Source organism: Pseudomonas sp. H11T01 (assembly GCF_048515765.1).
Classification (GTDB): Bacteria; Pseudomonadota; Gammaproteobacteria; order Pseudomonadales; family Pseudomonadaceae; genus Aquipseudomonas.
Genome location: NZ_JBLYED010000011.1, coordinates 119,766 through 139,332, shown reverse-complemented (window position 1 = coordinate 139,332; position 19,567 = coordinate 119,766). Strand labels below are relative to the sequence as shown.

The 19,567-nt window shown below is 49.1% G+C and carries 16 protein-coding genes and 1 pseudogene; 8 read left to right on the top strand and 9 right to left on the bottom strand.

Annotated features, from left to right (window positions below):
* Positions 1-23 precede the first annotated feature (23 nt).
* The 6 genes and pseudogenes from ACN1C3_RS16675 to ACN1C3_RS16650 form a co-directional block, all read right to left on the bottom strand.
* On the bottom strand, positions 24-1,298 hold the full coding sequence (locus tag ACN1C3_RS16675) for an MFS transporter (RefSeq protein ID WP_419116868.1): 1,275 nt from the start codon (positions 1,296-1,298) through the stop codon (positions 24-26).
* A 173-nt stretch (positions 1,299-1,471) separates the two neighbouring features.
* On the bottom strand, positions 1,472-4,402 hold the full coding sequence (locus ACN1C3_RS16670; RefSeq protein WP_419116867.1) for an FAD-binding and (Fe-S)-binding domain-containing protein: 2,931 nt from the start codon (positions 4,400-4,402) through the stop codon (positions 1,472-1,474).
* 140 nt (positions 4,403-4,542) lie between these two features.
* On the bottom strand, positions 4,543-4,980 hold the full coding sequence (locus ACN1C3_RS16665; protein ID WP_419116866.1) for a PRC-barrel domain-containing protein: 438 nt from the start codon (positions 4,978-4,980) through the stop codon (positions 4,543-4,545).
* A gap of 168 nt (positions 4,981-5,148) precedes the next feature.
* Positions 5,149-6,072: an EamA family transporter RarD gene (gene rarD, locus ACN1C3_RS16660; protein WP_419116865.1), complete on the bottom strand. Its 924-nt coding sequence runs from the start codon at positions 6,070-6,072 to the stop codon at positions 5,149-5,151.
* A gap of 192 nt (positions 6,073-6,264) precedes the next feature.
* Positions 6,265-6,464: pseudogene (locus ACN1C3_RS16655) on the bottom strand (hypothetical protein); the annotation flags it as partial.
* Positions 6,465-6,579: 115 nt separating this feature from the next.
* Positions 6,580-8,124 (bottom strand): class I adenylate-forming enzyme family protein, encoded by a 1,545-nt coding sequence (locus ACN1C3_RS16650; protein WP_419116864.1) that lies wholly within the window; start codon positions 8,122-8,124, stop codon positions 6,580-6,582.
* A gap of 631 nt (positions 8,125-8,755) precedes the next feature.
* On the opposite strand from ACN1C3_RS16650, the gene ACN1C3_RS16645 reads away from it, so the two are divergent.
* Positions 8,756-8,998: a hypothetical protein gene (locus ACN1C3_RS16645; protein WP_419116863.1), complete on the top strand. Its 243-nt coding sequence runs from the start codon at positions 8,756-8,758 to the stop codon at positions 8,996-8,998.
* Positions 8,999-9,634: 636 nt separating this feature from the next.
* On the top strand, positions 9,635-10,426 hold the full coding sequence (locus ACN1C3_RS16640; protein ID WP_419116862.1) for an SDR family NAD(P)-dependent oxidoreductase: 792 nt from the start codon (positions 9,635-9,637) through the stop codon (positions 10,424-10,426).
* Positions 10,427-11,406: 980 nt separating this feature from the next.
* Here ACN1C3_RS16640 and ACN1C3_RS16635 read toward each other — a convergent pair.
* From ACN1C3_RS16635 to ACN1C3_RS16625, 3 genes are all read right to left on the bottom strand, one after another.
* On the bottom strand, positions 11,407-12,015 hold the full coding sequence (locus tag ACN1C3_RS16635; protein ID WP_419116861.1) for a TetR/AcrR family transcriptional regulator: 609 nt from the start codon (positions 12,013-12,015) through the stop codon (positions 11,407-11,409).
* Positions 12,016-12,034: 19 nt separating this feature from the next.
* Positions 12,035-12,454, bottom strand: coding sequence for an acyl-CoA thioesterase (locus ACN1C3_RS16630; protein ID WP_419116860.1), 420 nt, complete (start codon positions 12,452-12,454; stop codon positions 12,035-12,037).
* 217 nt (positions 12,455-12,671) lie between these two features.
* The gene (locus ACN1C3_RS16625) at positions 12,672-13,064 is read right to left on the bottom strand and encodes a RidA family protein (protein ID WP_419116859.1); all 393 of its coding nucleotides are present in this window, start codon (positions 13,062-13,064) and stop codon (positions 12,672-12,674) included.
* 351 nt (positions 13,065-13,415) lie between these two features.
* On the opposite strand from ACN1C3_RS16625, the gene ACN1C3_RS16620 reads away from it, so the two are divergent.
* From ACN1C3_RS16620 to ACN1C3_RS16595, 6 genes are all read left to right on the top strand, one after another.
* The gene (locus ACN1C3_RS16620) at positions 13,416-14,252 is read left to right on the top strand and encodes a polysaccharide deacetylase family protein (protein ID WP_419116858.1); all 837 of its coding nucleotides are present in this window, start codon (positions 13,416-13,418) and stop codon (positions 14,250-14,252) included.
* Positions 14,249-14,746, top strand: coding sequence for a MaoC/PaaZ C-terminal domain-containing protein (locus ACN1C3_RS16615; RefSeq protein ID WP_155002497.1), 498 nt, complete (start codon positions 14,249-14,251; stop codon positions 14,744-14,746). The genes ACN1C3_RS16620 and ACN1C3_RS16615 overlap by 4 nt, the downstream gene beginning before the upstream one ends.
* A 148-nt stretch (positions 14,747-14,894) precedes the next feature.
* Complete coding sequence (locus ACN1C3_RS16610) at positions 14,895-15,782, top strand: nitrilase-related carbon-nitrogen hydrolase (RefSeq protein ID WP_419116857.1); 888 nt, start codon at positions 14,895-14,897, stop codon at positions 15,780-15,782.
* A 500-nt stretch (positions 15,783-16,282) separates the two neighbouring features.
* Positions 16,283-17,071: an electron transfer flavoprotein subunit beta/FixA family protein gene (locus ACN1C3_RS16605; RefSeq protein ID WP_419116856.1), complete on the top strand. Its 789-nt coding sequence runs from the start codon at positions 16,283-16,285 to the stop codon at positions 17,069-17,071.
* Entirely contained in the window at positions 17,071-18,042 is a 972-nt protein-coding gene (locus ACN1C3_RS16600) for an electron transfer flavoprotein subunit alpha/FixB family protein (RefSeq protein ID WP_419116855.1), read from the top strand. Before ACN1C3_RS16605 ends, ACN1C3_RS16600 begins: the two co-directional genes overlap by 1 nt.
* 7 nt (positions 18,043-18,049) lie before the next feature.
* Positions 18,050-19,561, top strand: a complete 1,512-nt coding sequence (locus ACN1C3_RS16595; RefSeq protein ID WP_419116854.1) for an FAD-dependent oxidoreductase — start codon at positions 18,050-18,052, stop codon at positions 19,559-19,561.
* Positions 19,562-19,567: the final 6 nt, after the last annotated feature.

The window sequence follows — 19,567 nt, the reverse complement described above, 5'->3', positions numbered from 1 at the left end:
AGTATTAAGGAAGTGGGTCAGTTTCATCTTTTATCTGAAGTTTGCGTCTGAATGCCTCTTGGCGCAGTAATGAATAGCCAGGCGAGAGCGACCACATAAAGTCCTGGTATCACGGCGAATAGCGCTTGGTAATTGTTGTTGGTTTCTGTTAAGAAATACCCGACTATTTGCGTCATCAGCATGCCACCAATCGCAGCGCACATTCCCCCAAACCCGAAGACCGTGCTAATCATATGCTTTGGTGTGTAATCCATTACTAAACTGTAGATATTTGTAATCCATGCTTGTCCTGCGGCGATACCGACAGCAATAGCAAAGACACATGTCCAGAGGTTCGGGGAGTTAGCAAGCAGAATAGAAGTAACCAATATCGTGCAACACGATAACGTCAGTAATCTTGCGTTTACGGGCCGCATGCCTCGTTTGATGAGGCTTGAAGATACAACGCCTCCGCCGATGCTTCCGAAGTCAGCTGACAAGTATATAGTGATAAGTGGCAGACCGATCTGTGAGACGCTTATTCCGAGTGCGTATTCCTGATTCAGGAACGATGGCAGCCAGTAGAGGTAAAACCAAAATACTGGCGCAGTTAATGTAAATGCTACTGCGAATGCCCAAGTGCCTCGCATGCGTAGAATTCTGTGCATAGGCACTCTTTCAAATTCGGGTTCATTATCACTTTGAATATGGGACTTCTCGAGCGCGCTTAGTTGAGGGTGGCTTTCGGGGTCTTTATAAAACCTCAGCCAAACAATCGACCAAATAATTCCGACCGCGGCTAGAGTGAAAAATACGGATTGCCATCCCCAAGTGATTAGTAAAATGGGCAGTAGGATTGGGGTGATCATGGCGCCAATATGAGTTCCGGCATTAAATAAGCCAGTTGCTAATGCACGCTCTTTTGCCGGAAACCACAGTCTCGAGATCTTGACTCCCGCTGGGTAGTTGGCAGCCTCAGTGAAGCCAAGAATCAGGCGACAAATCATGAAGCCGCTAACACTTGTGACGAATCCATGAAGGCCTGTAGCCAAGCTCCACAATAATACAGCTAGGAAAAAAACCTTCTTTACACCGAAGCGGTCGATGAAAGTACCCTGAGCAAAATAACCAGCAGCATAGCCGGCCTGGAACCAAAAATTTATATTCGCATAATCCATGGTCGACCAGTTCAGGCTTTTGCTGAGAATAGGCTGCATTATGCCCAAGGCTGCTCGATCAATATAATTGAGTGCCGTGGCACAAAAAATCAAACTCAACATGCCCCATCTAACTTTGCCTAAGGGAAATAAAAATTTCATGTTTCGATCCTTGTACTCCAGTAGTTCTTGCAGCAAGCGCGCAATGCGTTCTGCTAACCGGCTACGTGCAGGCGTAAACCTTAGAGGGTGCAAGAGTAACTTGCAATACTTCAATGTGGCATAAGGGGCCTGACGTACATTTGCGATGTTGGCCCCCCCCCTGAAACAGCTAGCTATGGCAATACCCTAGCAAGAAGTTCAGCAAAATGCAGTGCCTCTCTATTGCCAACGTTTTTGATCTGCCCACGGCAGCTGAATCCATCGGCTACGACATGAGCATTGACGGGGATTTTGTCGATATGAGGTTTGAATTCTTCTTCCCCGATTTTCTTGGCTACAGGTGCGCTTTTAGCGTGGTAACCGTAAGCCCCGGCTACGCCGCAACAGCCTGCTGAAATTAACTGGCCTTTGCCCCCGATATTTTTAAGCACTGCCTCTTCAGCATTCATGCCGCCGCAACTTTTTTGGTGGCAATGCCCGTGGATTCGAATATCTTCTTCTATCTCAGGCAATATAATATTTTTACTTACTATGAACTCACTGAGTGTCATGATCATAGTTTTTAGGCGCGTTGCTCGTTCATCGTTCGGGAACAATCCAGGCATCTCGTCTCTGAACACCGATAAGCAGCTTGGTTCGAGGACGACGATCGGTATCTGTTTTTCGATAGGCTCTTTTAGTTGTTCAAGAATTTTCTCAAGATTCGACTTCGCCTTATCGAGCATGCCCACATCATAATAGGGACGCCCGCAGCATGTTTGTTTCTTTATCAGGCTGACCGAAAAGCCAAGCTTTTCCAACACTACGACTCCTGCTTCCAGCACTTTTGGAGTGAATCCATTATTGAAACTGTCAATCCAAAGAATTACGTTATTCTCTGGCTTATGAGGCTGCGCCAGTAACCGCTGAGCGACGTGACCCGCTTGAAAACTTCCAGTCGCGATCTTAGGAAAATTAACGTCAGGAGCTAGGCCAAATCCTGATGCTATTTTGCGAAATAGTCTATTTTCCATGAAAAAGTTGGCGATCGGCGCTATCTTTGTAGCGGCCGGTAGCCACTCAGAAATTCGCCCGATCATTGAGTCCATGATCGGGCGTCTGTTGGTTTCATAATATCTCGAAAGGAACTCTGATTTATAACGAGCAATATCCACGTTCGTCGGGCAGTCAGTTTTGCAGCCCTTACATCCTAAGCAGAGGTCTAGTGAGTCCTTGACTTGAGTGTTACTCCAGCCGTCTTGAATGACTTCGCCGCGAAGAAGTTCAAAAAACAATCGAGCTCTGCCTCGAGTGGAATACCTTTCATCCCGGGTTGCTCGATAGCTAGGGCACATCGTGCCCCCTTCTAGGGATCGGCATTTGCCCATGCCAATACAGCGCTCAGTTTCCCGCGCAAAGCCTTGGTCGCCCAGGCGAGCATCGTATGTGAACAAGCTAGTGACATTTTTTCGTTGGTAGTCGGGGCCCAGTCGCAGGTTCGAATCAACAGGCATCGCGTCGATGAGCTTGCCCGGATTCATTCGATTTTTCGGATCCCATATCCGTTTGAAAACACCGAAGGCTTGCATGATTGCCGGCGAATACATGATGTGAAGGTATTCACCTTTTGCTTGTCCATCGCCGTGCTCTCCAGACAAGGATCCACCGTACTTGACGACAAGTCGTGCAGCCTCATCCAGGAAACCCCGCCAATGAGTCAGCCCTTGGGCAGTCTTTAGATTGAATGTGATTCGAGAGTGGATGCAGCCATCACCAAAGTGCCCGTACAGGTTTGTTTTATAGCCGTAGCTTTCCACCAGCGCCGAGAACTCTCTCAAATAAGCGCCTAGCTGCTCTGGCTCTACCGCAGCGTCTTCCCAACCCACCACTGGATCAGGTTCATTTGGATCTAGTCCGAGTGAGGTAGCGGACGCACCGGTCTCCCGAATTGTCCAGATACGATTCATCAACGAGCTTTCAGTGATAAGGCGAACGCGGGGTGTTCCCGGCAATTGCTCGGCGATGTTGACGGCTTTCTGAGCCGCCGCTATGGCTTCTTCATGAGAAGTAGCACCGAACTCTACCATTAGCCAAGCATGACCAGCAGGAAGCTCTGCAATATCTGCCAGCTTCATCCCCCTGGTTTTAAGCCCCCCAATAATTCCCTCATCTAAACCTTCCATTGCAATTGGATTCAGAGGTAACAACTGAGGAACAGCGTCTGCCGCTAGGAATATTTCATCGAAACCATACACAACGAGCACCCGATGAGTCGGGTTTTTAATCAACGTAGTCTCTGCTTGGAGGATCGTTACACATGTGCCCTCTACGCCAACCAGGGCCCTCGCGATGTTGAAGCCATTTTCTGGTAAGAGCTGATCGAGGTTGTATCCGGAAACTCGGCGTTTCAATTTAGGGAAGCCGGAGCGAATCTCAGCTTCGTTTTGATCAATGAGTGCTTTGAGCGATTTGACGATTTCAGCCCGCCGGCCTCCAGCGCGGATGTGTTCCTGATAGGTGGCTTCGTCTGTCGGCCCTACCCAGAACCGTTCCCCATCGTAAGTCAGAATTTCAAGTCTCTCGATGTTTTCGACCGTCTTGCCTGCCATTACGGAGTGGGCACCACAGGAGTTGTTACCGATCATCCCACCCAACGTGCATCGGCTATGCGTGCCTGGATCCGGGCCAAAAGTTAAGCCATGGGCTGCAGCTGCACTTTTTAACTGGTCGCAAATAACACCAGGCTCTACAACCGCTGACCGACGTTCCGCATCGATGGACGTAATTCTGTTTAGGTATTTCGAGGCGTCGATTATCACCGCAGCGTTTACTGCTTGACCGCACATGGACGTTCCAGCCCCACGCGGAAGAATTGGTAAATCTGCCGCAGAGCAAAGCTTTACCGTAGTAACGACGTCGTCAATAGTCTTGGGTATCACTACACCGATAGGAAGTTGCCGATAATTAGAGGCTTCAGACGCATATATGGCCTTCGTTGCAGCATCAAATCGGATCTCAGCAGTAGTTTGTGCACTGAGTTTTTCTCGAAGAGAGAGCAATGTATTCAGATCGGTGAGGAGTGGTTGGGCAGCTTTTTTGACGAGGTCGTTCTCTTTGGATTGCATCGATAGCCCATTTATTTTGTATTAGGATAATGATGAGGTTTTCTCGTATGCCCACACACAAAGCTTCCCCAATTGATGAGCAACGCGCACCTTTGCGGGAATCTAATTTATGTATCTCACTTTTGTATGAGCGAAGTCATTTAACTATGTCCAGCATCAGGCTCCCAATAAGGAGCTGTGTTGTAGAAGCGATGTAGCGAATGTGCCCATTGCCTGTCCTCAATATTCGGCCAAGCATCCTGCTGGAATCCTGTGTCCTCTCTAACTCTCGCTGCTGTGGCAGCTATGTGGAAAAGTTTTGCATCGCCATCGAACTTGAGTGCGCTCCACGGGACAGCGTGGAGAACGTTCGACCGTCCAAAAAAACCACCTTCTGCAAGAACTGCGTACGCTATTTTTCCAGTCCTAAGGTCAATCAAGACGTCCGAAAGCTTTCCGATGTCTTGTCCGTCCAGAGAGCTGACTCGACTGTTGATTATTCGAGTGATTCGCTCAAAGTCAGGGCATGGGCTCACGCTGGTAAGTGGTTTATGTGCCGAAATCCTCACCGCTTCTAAAACAACTTCTTCGCTGGACATTTCAAAAAGTACCCTCTGTCTCGACAAGCCTGCTTGACGCGCCTCGCCAGGAAGTGAGCCGCTAACCTGCGGCGGATTTGTGTGCAGTACCTTAGGGCTGAGGAGGGTACGACACCACCTCAACTCACGCCCTGCTTACACATCATACCGCAAAGAATAAAAAAAAGACTAATCGGTCAGTCTTGCTTTCTTGTTTATGGATTGGGGTTGGGGTTTGTTACGTGATGAGTACCAGAGATCAACGCTATAAAGCCCCAACCCCAGCCAAATGAAGCTGAGCGCCACCAAGGTGGTATTTAGCAGAGGTTCGCGGAAGACAGTGACAGCTAATACAAGCATGAGGGTGGGCGACAAATACTGCAGAAATCCTAGTGTGGCGTAGGGCACGCGTTGAGCTGCCGCATGGAAGCATATCAATGGAATTAGCGTGAATGGGCCAACTGCCACTGCCCACCAAGCGTCGCCGGTACCCCAGAAGTGAGCGCTCCCAGTGATTGAGTCAGGAGTGGTGACGAGCCAGGCCATGGCCAACGGACATAGCAAGAGGTTTTCCATTGCCATGCCTGGCAAGGCGAGTACCCCGGCTTGCTTCCGAATTACTCCGTATAAAGAAAAACAGCCAGCTAAGGAGAGGGAAATCCACGGCACTGCCCCGTAATGCCACACTTGCGAACCGACACCCACTGCGGCAAGGAAGACGCTAAGCCATTGGATCGCGCGAAGGCGTTCTCTTAGCAGAAATGAGCCAATCAGCACATTGAAAAGTGGTGAAATATAGTAACCCATGCTCGCTTCTACAACCTGATGATTGTTTACTGCCCAGATGTAGATGACTTGAGATGAACTAACCAGTAATCCGCAAAGTACCATTACGAAAAGTCGGCTAGGATTTGCGCGAAATTCCGAGAGGCGATGGCCCTGGCGCCAAACCATTAAACCTGCAATACCAAAAACAGCAGACCAAATAATTCTCTGTCCTACAATCTCGAAAGGCGGAATATTTGCCAGTTGTTTATAGAAGAGCGGCGAAAGCCCCCAAACTAAGTAGGCAAATAGCCCTAACAAATAACCCCGACTCTCATGGCTAAGCATTACCGTCTCCTATTCAGTCTATTGTCTTCATGAGGTGGTGAGGATCCGGCCCGCAGTCTTAAGTACTGGCAAGGGCGTAGTGATTACAGGTGCTTTGTTAGGTGAGCATGCGCAAGGGTTGCAGTGCTACTGCGGCAGCATCCATCACGGATACTCCTTCCATAGCAGACTAATTAGATGCGACGGTCTTTGTCATACTCGAAAATTACTCATCAGCGATTGCTGAGTGTTTCCAATCACGTTTAGCTTTTTGCTGACCTTGCAGATCGGTCGGATTGGCCGATGAGTAACTCCGTGACATCTCGGATATTGGCCATATTGCGATCGGCCTCCTCGCAAACTGAACTTTTCTCTTCCGCAGCACTGGCAATTTGCAAATTCATTTGTGGGACGGTTTTACCGCCTTGATAGATCGCGATTTCAATTGAAACAGTAACGATAAGCGCTTTTACAGCAGCGGATGCAGCCCAAAGCCGATCCTTTTCGACTTTGGGCTGCATCTGAAAATTATGACGGTGTTACTGCTGTATTGAGTTTAGTCCATTGTTTTTTTAATGCTTGTTTATCAACCTTGCCAGTACTACCCAGTGGGAGGGCGTCACATACAATGATAGAAGCTGGCACCTTGAATTTAGCGAGAGCAACTTTACAATGCTGAAGGAGGTTGCTTTCCAGGGCTTCACAGCCTTGACGACGGGTAATAAATGCAACGGGAACTTCCCCGTAACGTTCGTCAGAAACTCCGATTACTGCAGCATCCTGAACTTCTGGATGACGGTGCAGTGCATTTTCAATTTCGACTGGTGAAATATTCGCTCCCCCACGAATAATGATGTCCTTAATTCTACCGGTAATATAGATGTAGCCAGCAGCATCGATTGAGCCAAGATCTCCACTTTTGAACCAGCCATCAACAAGCGATGCTTCTGTTAAAGCAGGATCTTTATGATATCTCTTCAGCATGGACGCTGCTTTTACTAACATTTCACCAGCGACATCAGGTTCACATTCTTTCCCATCCGACGCCACGATCCTGATGCTCGCGTTAGGTGCGATGCGTCCCACACACCCCTCTGGTAGAGGGTTTGGATCATTGGCAAATTTACCGATTAGTGGATAGCACTCGGTCATGCCGTAATAATTTTGTAATCTTTGGCAGAAGCGTGTCTCAAATCGTTTTTTGAGCTCATCCGCAAGCGGAGCCCCGCAACAGATAAGAGAGCGAACTTTAGATAGGTCATAAGTGATGTCTTGCTGCTCGCTATACTCCAGCATCATGGAATACATAGTCGGGACGCCGGTGTACACGGTGACCTTATGTTCAACCATTGAGTCAAGCACTTCTGCCGGGTGAAAGCGTCGGTGGAGTACAACCTTCATACCATTTAACAAACCAACGGTCGTGGCGGTTGACAACCCCAGTAAGAACCCTAAGGGAGCGGCTACTACCGTACAATCTTTACTATTCAGCCCCCAAAACTCTTTAAGTGCTTTTGCTGCGCCCAGTTGTGCATTGTGATCCATGACCACTGCTTTTGGGGTGCCCGTGGTGCCAGAGGTGTATGCAATGATCAGATCATGATCAGCCTCAGGCACAGAAGGAGCAATCAGATTGACCCCCCATTCTGAGCGTACCGGCATGCGAAGAGGCCTGAACTGGCTCCTGAACATTGCGGTTTCAGAACTGTTAATCATCAGCGCCGTGGCGTCATCGTCCAGAAAAAGAAACTTGGCCTCACAGTGATTCAAAATGTAGGCAATTTCTGCAGGTGTCAGATTGAAATTCAGGGGTACAAAAACTACGCCAAGCTTTGCCGCTGCGTAGTAGTGAATAGCAAAGTCTGGGCTGTTTTGACCGAACGCAGCTATGGCATGTCCGCCTCGCAATCCCAGACTGTTCAGATAGTCGGCTACCACGTCAATACGCTCGATTAACTCGCTATATTGGATGGTCTGTCCCTCATAGACGATTGCGGGTGCTGAAGGGGTAAGCAGGGCAATGTCTGCCAGTGCACTGTAGAGAGTAGTCGAAGTAAAAGTTGTGTCCTGCATACCGGATCAATCCTATGAGGTTGGGTGGTATCAATTTTTGTAGGTAAAAGGCAGGTTACATCTAAGCGAAAGCTCACAGAACTCGTCGTATGCACCCGGCTATGTGCTCATTTTATGCGGAGGGCACGGTCGATCTGGCCGCCTTGGGTGCCGAAAGTCGAAAACTGACCATCGGGTACGAAAAACGACCATGAGGTATACTATCAGCTTTTTGGGTAAAGGCAACCAACTGATGGAACCCGATTCACCGGCGGTTTTCTTGGTGCTGTCGTGCTAGCCAGGCAAAAGACCTGTCGCATAGCTTGGGGCTGTCCCTAGGAAAATTAGGGGCTTTATACCAATTCCGAGTACGACTGGATGAACGATACAAACAAGCCGTATTGGAGCAGTGCTGTTAGCCATATCAAAGACAATGCTGTGTACATTCGTGGCTATGACCTAGGTGACATTACAGGCAAGCTCGATTTTGCCTCCGCCACCTTTCTACTTATCCGAGGCTGTTTGCCTACGACCGGTGAGGCTCGGATGGTGAACGGTGTCTTGTGCTCGGTGCTTGATTACGCATTAAAGAAGCCTGGCACTGTTGCGACAGAGATTCTGTGTATCCAGCAACCCTTCAATGGTGGCAGGCTTGGCGACGTCGGTGTTGGCGGCAGGAGAATATTCTCTTGCTCCCGATCAAGCTGGTCGCTTCCTGAGAGAAACGTTTGCAACTGCAAAAAACGCTGAGACCTTAGACCAGGCTGCCGAGTCGTTGGTCGCCCAAATGAGATCTAAACGGGAGCGCGAGCCGGGATTAGGCTATCCGGCTTTAAGATACATCGACCCACAAGCTGAGCAACTGAAGACGTTAGCTATTGAAACGGGCGTGTGAGGGGTATTTGTGAATGGTACGAAGCCTTGAGCTGCCGCTCAGTAACTGAGCCCATCCTTCGTGTGAGAGAGCCCTATTAGCGACCGGATTGAATCTGATTTGTGGGCGTATGTGACGTCTTACAGAAAGAGGTGCGCTTCTCTAGGTTGAGAGGCATAACTGTTTGAAAATTTCTGTTTCGACGAACCCATTGCAGGTCATTTGGGGTCTACGTGCATAGCGATTTCTGGGTTGTCTATCAGAGCGGCCCCCAATCTCTGCCCGTAAAGGCTCAGCGGTTACAGGTAGGAAACAGTTATTGACAAACCCAGCCGCTTCGTCATACTGACCTTGCGGTACGTATTAATACCCGCGGGTATGTGAATTTACCGAGAGGTTAGGCTTACATGCTTATGGTCGCTTACATAAAGCAATGGGTTAAAAATTGTCAGTACATGACTCTTTCGATTCCAAATTCGAAGAGACCTAGCGCCAAAAACGACCCTGCTCCAGCATGAGAGTTTCGTACCACTGATTGCTCCCGTGCCTACCTCAGCAGAGGCATAGGGTGTTTGAATGCAAAGATGAAACCCCGCTACCTATGGGTTGTTCAGATTCAGATGAGCTTGCCCAACTCTAAATTTTTAGGAGATAAAGATGTTCAATCTAAATGGTCAAGTAATTATCATTACAGGTGGTGAAACCGGTATCGGTCTTGCAACTGTTGAGCACCTTGCAGCCGCCGGCGTGAACGTTGTTTTAGGCGGAATTTTAGAAGACAAGGGTACCGAAGCCGCCAACTCGATCAATGCAAAAGGAGTTGGGAACGTTGATTTTGTCCAGACTGATGTTCGGAACTTGGCGCAGGTGGAGGAACTGATCGCTGGCACAATTCGCAAATACGGTAAGTTGGATGGTTTGATCTGCAACGCGGCGATTTTCGATGGATTCGCGGGCGCGGTAGAGACAAGCGACGAGCTGTGGGAAGCGATTATTGACATTAATCTACGCGGTACTTTTTATGCTTGCCGTGCTGCTATTCGCCATTTCCTGACCGTAGGGAAGGGGAACATTGTGAACGTTGCGTCTGTAGGTGGCTTGGTAGGTGGCGCTGATGGAGCATCGTACACGGCCTCGAAACACGCTGTTATTGGTTTGTCCAAGCAAATGGCTTGTGATTACGCTAAAGACGGCATCCGCATCAATACTGTATGCCCTGGCTCCATTCAAACGGAAATGCGAGCGAACTCCACACGAATTTTGGGCGAACATGCGCCTAAGATGCGTGGCGTGGGTGTAGATCCTGAGTGGCTACAACGTACCGTTCCTATGCAGCGTAAAGGCAAATCCGCTGATATCGCTGACATGATTCTTTTTTTGCTGTCGGATAAAGCGGACTATTGCGTGGGCCAGAATTTTGTAGTCGATGGTGGCTGGACAGCGAAATAGTAGTTGCACGGTTTACGTTAGACACTGACGCAAGGGTTTCGAGTTCGAGTATGAAATATAGGCCTGGCGATGATATGAGTGTGCTGGAGAATTTGATCTCAGGGCGCTATTCATGCCGTGCTTATAGGCCTGAGCCGCTGCCTAAAAATTTAGTCATACGAATTTTTGAAGCGGCTTAGCGTACAGTGTCCGATTGCAATATACAGCCGTGGCAAGTCTACATCATCAGCGTCGAGCGGCTCGAGCACATACATACGGAGATGTTCAGAAGGGCGTCCGGTGGTGCTGGAGTTGTAGCGGATATACGGCCTATACCTGTCTATACGGGAGTCTTTCAGGAGCGTCCACGTTCTTGTGGGTCGACTCTATACAGCACACTTGGCATTCAGAAAGGCGATAGGGAAGGGGGCGCCAAGCAGGCAATGGAGAATTTAAGTTCTTTAATGCTCCGCATTTGGCGCTTATCACTACCCACTCTTCTCTAGGCCCTCGCGCGCTTTTAGTTGTGGCGGATATCTCACCTCATTTCTTTTAGCAGCTCAAGCTCTTGGGGTTGATGCTGTAGCCCAAGCATCGACTGCTCAACGGGCTGATGTATTTTGAAAGGAAATGCCTTTACCTGATGAACTCCACATCGTCTGCGGAATTGCATTTGGTTGGCCGGATAGCGGGCATTTAGCAAACGCTGGGCGAACAAGTTGAGCTACTTTGAATGAGGCTATTACTTTCTTAGATTGAGAGTGATGGTGGCATAGCTTATGTCGATACTTTTTTATACATTATCGTTACTGTATATCTGTCCTATGCTTAAAGGGAGGACGATTGAGCGCTGTCATTTGCTGACGGGCTTTATCTAAAACCTTTCTAGTGAGCGCACGAGCACTTAGAGCTGTTATCTAAAATGACTTGTGGAATTGTCTTGAGGATGGCAATTAAGTAGGCGGGGAATTGCAGGTTACCCGCCTTGGTCTGTCTGAAATTTACTTCAAGTAACCATCAGCTAACATATCTGAATAATAAGTAGCGATTTCTTCCGCTGTCAGTGGCCCTTTATCGCTATACCAGGTGTGAAGCCAATTGCACATGCCGAGAAATCCACCGACAGCAATATGCGACGGTATCGATTTAAATACACCGGCTTTTACACCATCTTCAAAAACTTCTTCGATCAGAGAGTCATATTCGCGTTTATGTTTGCGCATATGATCCAACTGTTCAGGGAGTAATTCACTCTCTTCACGGAAGAAAATTGCTGTCCAGTCTTTCTGAGTCATTACATTCAAGCAATGACGGTAGAGAATCTGCTTGAGCTTCTCTTGGGGCAACAAGTCTTGTTGCTGCAAGACTTCATTCACGGTAATGATGTATCTATCACACATCCGCAGGAAGATCTGCCAGAGAATTTCATTTTTGTTGGTGAAATAGTAATAAACAACCGACTTTGTGTAACCGAGGCTAGCGGCGATATCATTGATTGTGATAGCACGAAATCCTCTTTCTCCAAACAATCGCGCAGCAGCGGACAAGATTTCATCCTGTACATACGCTTGCTTGCGTTGCTTGAGTTGGTCGCGTAAATCGATATTCATGGATTTCACCAATGAGCAGTCATAAGGGGGAAGGTGCTGAAACTAATGCGCTTGCCGCGCTTTTTATGGTGCCAGGGATCGGTTTGGATACTCTGTTAAGGAGGTCGTAGTAAACGCTAATCATCATGATTTCTGAACAAATTTCATTATTGAAATTGCGAAGAACATGACGCGTCGTTAACGACGAACTCCCGACCCGATTGACCGTGCTTTCGACGGTGAACAAATCACCAACTTTCAATTCCGCACGGTAATCAATTTCGTGGCGAACGTCAGCCCACCCCTCTTGACGTTCATCACGCCATCCAGGGTTATAGCCGAGAGATGCAACGAGGTGCCAAAAAGCCTGGTCGAATGCAGCTATATAAAACTGCACGGTCATATGACCCATTGCGTCGGTCTGAGCCGGGTAAACTACGCCTTTGAATGTAAATTCCATCCTGACACCTGTTGAACGGTCTATTTAGAGCCCTCGATGCTATGTTTCAGCAGCGCGCAGGATCCTAAACCTAATTGATTGTCTTTTTTTTGTACCTGAAAGTCAAAAATTAATTCCCTGACGCGTTTCTTGCAATGCACGCAGAAAGTGAAAACCCCCGCTGCACGCTAACTCGGCGACCGCGGAGGTTTCCTTGCAAGAAATCTGCAGGTCAGAGCTATTTGTTATCAATGATGGCAATGCCATCGATTTCGACCTTGATGGATGGATCCCACAGCTCGCCAACACCAATGACAGTAAATGCTGGAGGCGTCTCCAGGTTTACGAAGCTGTTACGAACCCTTTTGAAGGTCGCCAGAATTTCAGGGTTCACCTCTGTTAGGAATACATTGAATTTAGCGACGGATTCGAACCCTACGCCGGCGGCTTTGAGGGTCAGCTGGATGTTCTCAAAAGTCACTCTCACCTGATGCTCAAAGTCGCCGTCGACGACGTTGCCTGCTGCGTCAGTCGGGCAATGCCCAGTGAGAAATAGTGTCTTAGTACCGGTGGCAATGGTCGCTAATGAAACTCCCGGCCAGCTTTCGCCCACGTTTACGGCTTCGATCATTGGATTCTCCTCGGATGACTGCAGTCCAGCCAGAATAAAAGATCAGCGGGTATCAAAAAACAACCGCTGAGTCTAAATCCTATGTTACGTATCCAACAGCTGCAAGCTATTTCGGCCTGCAGGCGCTTGCCTGTGGGGCTTCAAGCGCTTCAGATGAAGCCACACTATTTTGCTCGCGACCGTATTGACACGACTGATTATTCAATCATACTGACCCGGCAGTCTAAAAAACCATACGGCAGGTATGAGTGGCAGTCCGGTCGTTCTAATCGGTGCCGTGGGTAGCTAGATCACCTAAGTCAAGGATCGCTGGGTCATGACTGGGTGATGTCACGTTAATAGGTAGGGTTTATGACCACGGTATGTCTGACGTTTGACTTCGATGCGCTGTCCATTTGGTTGAGTACGTTCAAGCAGACGTCGCCAACCCCATTTTCTCGAGGAGAATTTGCAGCCAACGTAGGTCTGCCTCGGGTACTTGAGGTATTGCAGCGTTGTGAGGTGGTCGCGACCTTTTTTGTGCCAGCACACACCGCGCGGAGCTTTCCCGACCTGACTCGGCTGATTGTTGAGCAGGGCCATGAGGTGGCTTGTCATGGACTGGTGCATGAGTCGCCAGTCGGACTTGCACTAGAGGAGGAGCGTCAATCGTTAGCAGCAAGTATAGAAGCGCTAACTGAAATAACTGGAATACGTCCAGTTGGCTACCGTTCACCAGCCTGGGATCTGAGTCAAGACACAATCAAAGTCCTAGAAGAGCATGGCTTGATTTACGACAGTAGTTTAATGGCTTATGACTACAAGACCTATTATGCGCGAGTCGGTGACGTAGTAACTGAGGAGCGCTTCACTCCTGGCTACGAAAGTACAATTCTTGAGTTTCCAGTGGCTTGGGAATTAGATGATTATCCGTATTTCCAATTCACCCCTCGTCCACTTTATCAGGGGTTGCGATTGCCTGAGGACGTTTACAAAGCGTGGAGTGCGGAGTTCGACTGTGCACATTCGGAATCCGGCGTTTTCACACTTACGTGCCACCCGGAAATCATTGGGCGTGGGCCGCGCATTAAGATGTTGGAGCAACTGATAAAGTACATGCAAAAGCATCAGAATGTTGTGTTCAGTACGATGGGTCACGTCGCCACAACCCTTCGAGCAAACCCAAAAAGTAAAGGAGCTAGCCTATGAGCAGCATCGAAGAAGTAAAAAATCAACCTCAATTGACTGGCATCGGTCAAAATGCACTTTATTATGAGCAGTTCTATGTCGGTCAAGAGTGGAATTCTCCACGTCGAACGATCACTGAGACAGACATTGTTATGTTTGCTGCTCTTACAGGTGATCACAACCCTGTCCACACTGATGAAGAGTTTGCTAAGACCACGCCTTTTGGTGGACGAATTCTGCACGGCCCTGCTGGGTTTGCGATTGCGACCGGTCTTGAAAGCCGACTCGGTATTAAAGAAGGTACAGCAATTGCGTTTCTCGGGATGACTTGGGATCTGCGCGGGCCGATTTTGATTGGTGACACCATTCATGTTCACCAGAAGGTTGACTCTTTACGTCCTACCAAGAAGCCTGCTGTTGGGATTGTTAATTTTTACGTATCACTTGTTAACCAGCGTGGCGAGGTCGTGCAAGAGGGTGAGTGGAAAGTAATGATGCATAGCCGAGCGGTGTAAACCAATACCGCGCGATATTAATTATAAAGTTAACGTAAGCAAATTTAAGATGTCGCGCGGTTTGGGTAAAAATATTAAATCAGTGCGCTATGGACTGCTGCAGCTTAGCGGCTTCGCACAAGTTAAGAATTGTGATCTGGAGTAGCTCGTGGTCGATAATTTGAAAGTCTCTGTTGCAGTGTTCGAAATTCGCCGCTATAGCGATTTCGACGAATATGCTGAGCATGTGGAGTCATTTGTTGCTAAGGCTAAGGCGGCTGATAGTCGAGCTGTTCTGTTCCCTGAATTCTTGCCAATGGGCCTGCTTTGGACGGACAGCGAAGCAGAACGCGTCGATAACTCTAAGGTTGCGGAGTTTTATCGTCGAGTGTTAACTCCACTTTTACCGCGCCATGTAGAGCTCATGAGTTTGCTCGCTAAAAAATACGAGCTTTATATTATTGGCGGTAGCTTTTGGCATGAGGAAGAGGGCAAAGGATATAACAGTGGCTTTGTGTTCAATCCTGATGGGACTCATATACGTCAACATAAAGTTCATATGACAAGGGGCGAGCGCGCGATTCAAACTGAGGGCGGCGCAGAGCTTAATGTCTTCGAAATCGATGGCGTACGTTGCGGTATGGTTATCTGCTATGACTTACAGTATCCAGAATTGACACGGCATTACGCCAGTCAAGGAGTGGAAGTATTGTTTGTTCCAACCTTAACGGATGAGCTGGGCACTTGGCGTGAGTGGCACAGCGGACATGCTCGTGCGTTAGAAAACCAGATGTTTGTTTGTATCTCAACCTTGGTTGGGGATTTGGGTATCCCTTATGACTATCCCGCTAAATGTTCAGGTCGTGCGTTTGTTGCGTGCCCGATCGATAATAAATTCAAAATTAAAGACGGTACTTACGCTGTAAAAGAAAACGAAATTGAAGGATTGCTTGATGTCAACCTGGATCTTTCTACCTTGCGTCTCTCTCGCGAACGAGCTGAGGTTAGACAACTGCGCGACCGACGTGCTGATATGTATTCTGACTTATTGAAGTAATCGACAAAGAGGGATCGGGCAATCGACACTTGGAATTACGTCAATCTAAGCTGATGTAAATCCATGCGGTCTTTGCTTCTGCAAGCAATTTTAGTCTGTCGAACCGTCGATCCCATCATTCGTCGAACAAACTCATTTCTGACTCCTGCATGCAGATTCGAATCATGATTCCTTTTTTGGGAGTCATGACGTGAGGTCATGCATGAGTTCCGCTCAAAACTTAACGTTAATTTTCAGTGGCTTATGTGCGCCGCAGCTGCAATCTTAAGAATGACTGAAAAAAAGATAGACCGGTCAGTCTTTTTTGTGTACCAATAGGTCGCTGGTTGTGTTTTTGCTTAATGCGATGGGCCCGATGTGGGTAGAGCCGTCTCTGAGTTACTCAACTACAGAGGGGCGTGCTGATTCAAGGCGGCTAAACGTACAGTGATCTGGCCCCTTGTCGGTGATCAACAGTAGTCAGCCGCGTTACAAGAAAACCGGCGAAAGAGGAGCGTCACATGCATATCGTGGTAACTGTGAAGCAGGTATACGACCCTAACACACCTCCAGCCTTACTCCAGGTTGGAGTCGATGGTAAATCTGTCGAAGTGCGTTCGGGTAGTCCAGTTCTTAATGGGTATGACGCTAACGCCGTGGAGGAGGCCATTCGTCTCAAAGAAAAGTTCGGAGCTAAAGTAACCGTGCTGAGCGTAGGGGACGATCAGGCCATCAATCAGCTACGCCGCGCGCTTGCTATTGGTGCTGACGCAGCGGTTTTGATTCAAGGCCCATCAGCCCTTGAGTGCGATGGTGCTCTGATTTCTGAACTGTTAGCAGCTGCCATTGGGCGCTTGGAGCCAGTAGATCTGATTCTGTGTGGTAAAGCGTCATCGGATACAGATGCTGGGCAGACTCATCTCATGCTCGCAGAAAGGCTCAATTTTCCAGCTGTAAATTCTATCAAAGCTGTGGCAATTGATGGCTCAGGTGCAGCGCTTGTAGATCGGTTGGGCGAAGATTCACTACAGCGGCTGAAGGTTTCTTTGCCCGCCTTGCTGGGCGTTTCAAACGAGATTAACAAACCTCGTTCGCCCGCGCTCAAGGGCGTGATGATGTCTAAAAAGGCAACGATTCCTACCTGGACTGCTGAAGAGCTGGGGGTGGTGAATTACCTTCCGAGTACAACGCTCCTGGGCCTTTCAGTCAAACCTCAGGCTGAGGTACAGACCAATCTGATTTCGACCGGTTCTGCAGAGAGTGATGGCCGAGCACTGGCTGAGTTGATGGTTCAAGAGGGGCTAATCTGATGGGAAATATCTTGGTTTTTGGCGATGTGCAGAGTGGCCAGCTCCAAACCACTACTTTTGAACTTTCATCGCTTGCGAATCAGCTCGTCCATGATGGCGGGCTAGTGAATGGCGCAGTTTTAGGTAACCAGCTTGGTAATGTGATTGAAGCGTTCAGTCCTAAGGGGATGACCTCACTTTATGTCACAGATCATCCAGACCTGGCTGACTACAACGGTGATTCGTTTGTCGCTGCTGCTGCCTCTATTATCGGCATTGTGCAACCTGAACTTGTGATATTTGCGCAATCAGCAGATACCAGCGAATGGGTTCCGCGACTGGCGGCGAAACTCGACGCGGCTCTTGTCACGGGCTGCACCGGTATTCAACGTGAAAACGGTCATCTCGTGGCAGTAAAAATTAACTGCGGCGGGGCATTCGTAGCTCGCTATCAGCTCAACCGCAAATTGAGCATGATTACGTTGAGTCCCGGCAGCCAACCGGCAGCTGATACGGGCGCTGCGGTTTCGGTCGAGGCTGTGCAGTTCAATCCAGTACTTCGTCGTGTGGAGGTGCTCGAGGTCGTTACCGAGGACTCAGGAACGGGGCCTGCTCTGAAGAGCGCTCGAGTAGTGGTCGCGGGCGGAATTGGAGTAGGCAGTGCAGATAATTGGCATTACATTGAAGATGCCGCCACTAGCTTGGGAGCTGCTGTAGGCGCAAGCCGTGCGGCAGTTGATATGGGCTGGGTGCCATCCACGCGTCAGGTCGGTTTCAGTGGATTGAAAGTCAGCGCTGATCTTTATGTCGCGGCTGGGATTTCTGGAGCTATCCACCACTTGGCGGGACTCGGTAGGGTCAAGAATATCGTGGCCATCAACGAGGACGCTGAGGCGAGCATTTTCTCTATCGCCAAGTACGGGGTAGTCGGTGATCTGAAACAGGTGCTACCGGCATTTGTAGCCCGTGTTAACGAACTCAAAGCCAAGTGATTCCAATATGACCATTCAACAAGAACAAGTGGTTGTAGTGGGCGCCGGTGTCGCGGGATGTACCGCGGCGTTGGCTGCCGCCAGAAATGGTCTGCGCGTAACGCTTGTAGACGAGCATCCGCAGAATACGGCCTCGATGAGCCTGGATGCTCCTTATTTCTACGGTGCTCGATTGGTATCGGTGCTTTCTGACGAAGCTACCATTGCTGATCGTGTACTTGGTTCTAACGATTTGCTGATGGATTGCTTGGAGGCAGGCGTAGATGTCATCACGAACACCTGCGTCTGGGGTGTTTTTGTACCAGGTGAGAACACGCAAAATCTGTCCTCTAAGCAAGTTGGACTCGCGGATGCTGAAAAATCATGGATGTTGGGTTTCGATTACCTTGTCCTGGCTACCGGAGCTCGTGACCTTGTGTTGTCGTTCCCAAATTGGGAACTGCCAGGCGTCCTGGGTGTTAAAGCAGCGACTACTCTGCTCGGCAAATACCAGGCGCTCGGTGGTAATGAGCTAGTTGTCTTGGGGTCAGGAAATATTGCTCTTCAGTTTGCATTGCAAGCAATTGAAGCGGGCGTCAACATCGTTGGTATCGTTGAACCCTCCGATACTATCCAAGGAGACTCAGCTCTCGAGTCCTCGCTGAGGGAGCACGCCGTAAAGTTTTTCCTCAATACTACGGTCGTTGAGGCTATCGGAAAAACCCAGGTTTCTGGCATTCGTCTCGCAGGGATCGGCGGGGATAAGCAAAGGGTAGATCTGGCCTGCGACACGATCTGTATGGCCTACGGTGCAGTGCCTAATATTGAGTTGGCCGCAGTTGCACGTTGCTCCACCAAGTTTGATAACAACCTTGGTGGTTGGGTGCCCGAATTGACGCAAGAGCAAGCGACTTCCGTTGATGGTGTCTACGTCATCGGTGATGCGTCGGGAATTGATGAGGCTGCATTGCTTCACCCCGAAGTCGCAATGTCGCAGGCATACTCCGCAGTGGCGTCGATTTTGAGCCTTCAAGGAATCGCTCCTGATTTTCAAATATCAATCCCAACAGTTACCACGTCATCTACCTCAGGTTATCCGCCAACCCTATGGCTAGATAGCCTTGTTGAGGCGGCAGGTCTTGATGTGATCACCTGTCAGTGCGAGGAGGTTACACGTAGGCAACTGCTTTCAGTAAATGCTCCCCGGTATCTAAAAGTTGAAAAAGGCAGTCCCGATGACGCGCTGGGCAAGTTAATTGTTAAGGGCTCGGCGAACCAGGATATGCATAAGCGTATGACACGCGTAGGAATGGGGCATTGCCAGGGGCGGCGTTGTCGGGAGCACTCGAGTATGTTGCTCGCAGGATTCTCCAATCTACCGCTGTCTGCGGTGCTCCCGGGCAGTTATCGAATTCCTGTTCGACCACTTTCAATCGCTGTCATGACTGCACACGATGAACCTGCATCCATGAGTGATCGATGGCCTTATTGGCTAAACCCTGTAGAGGACATCGCTCCCCACGGCGAGCCTGAACGTTGAGGTAAT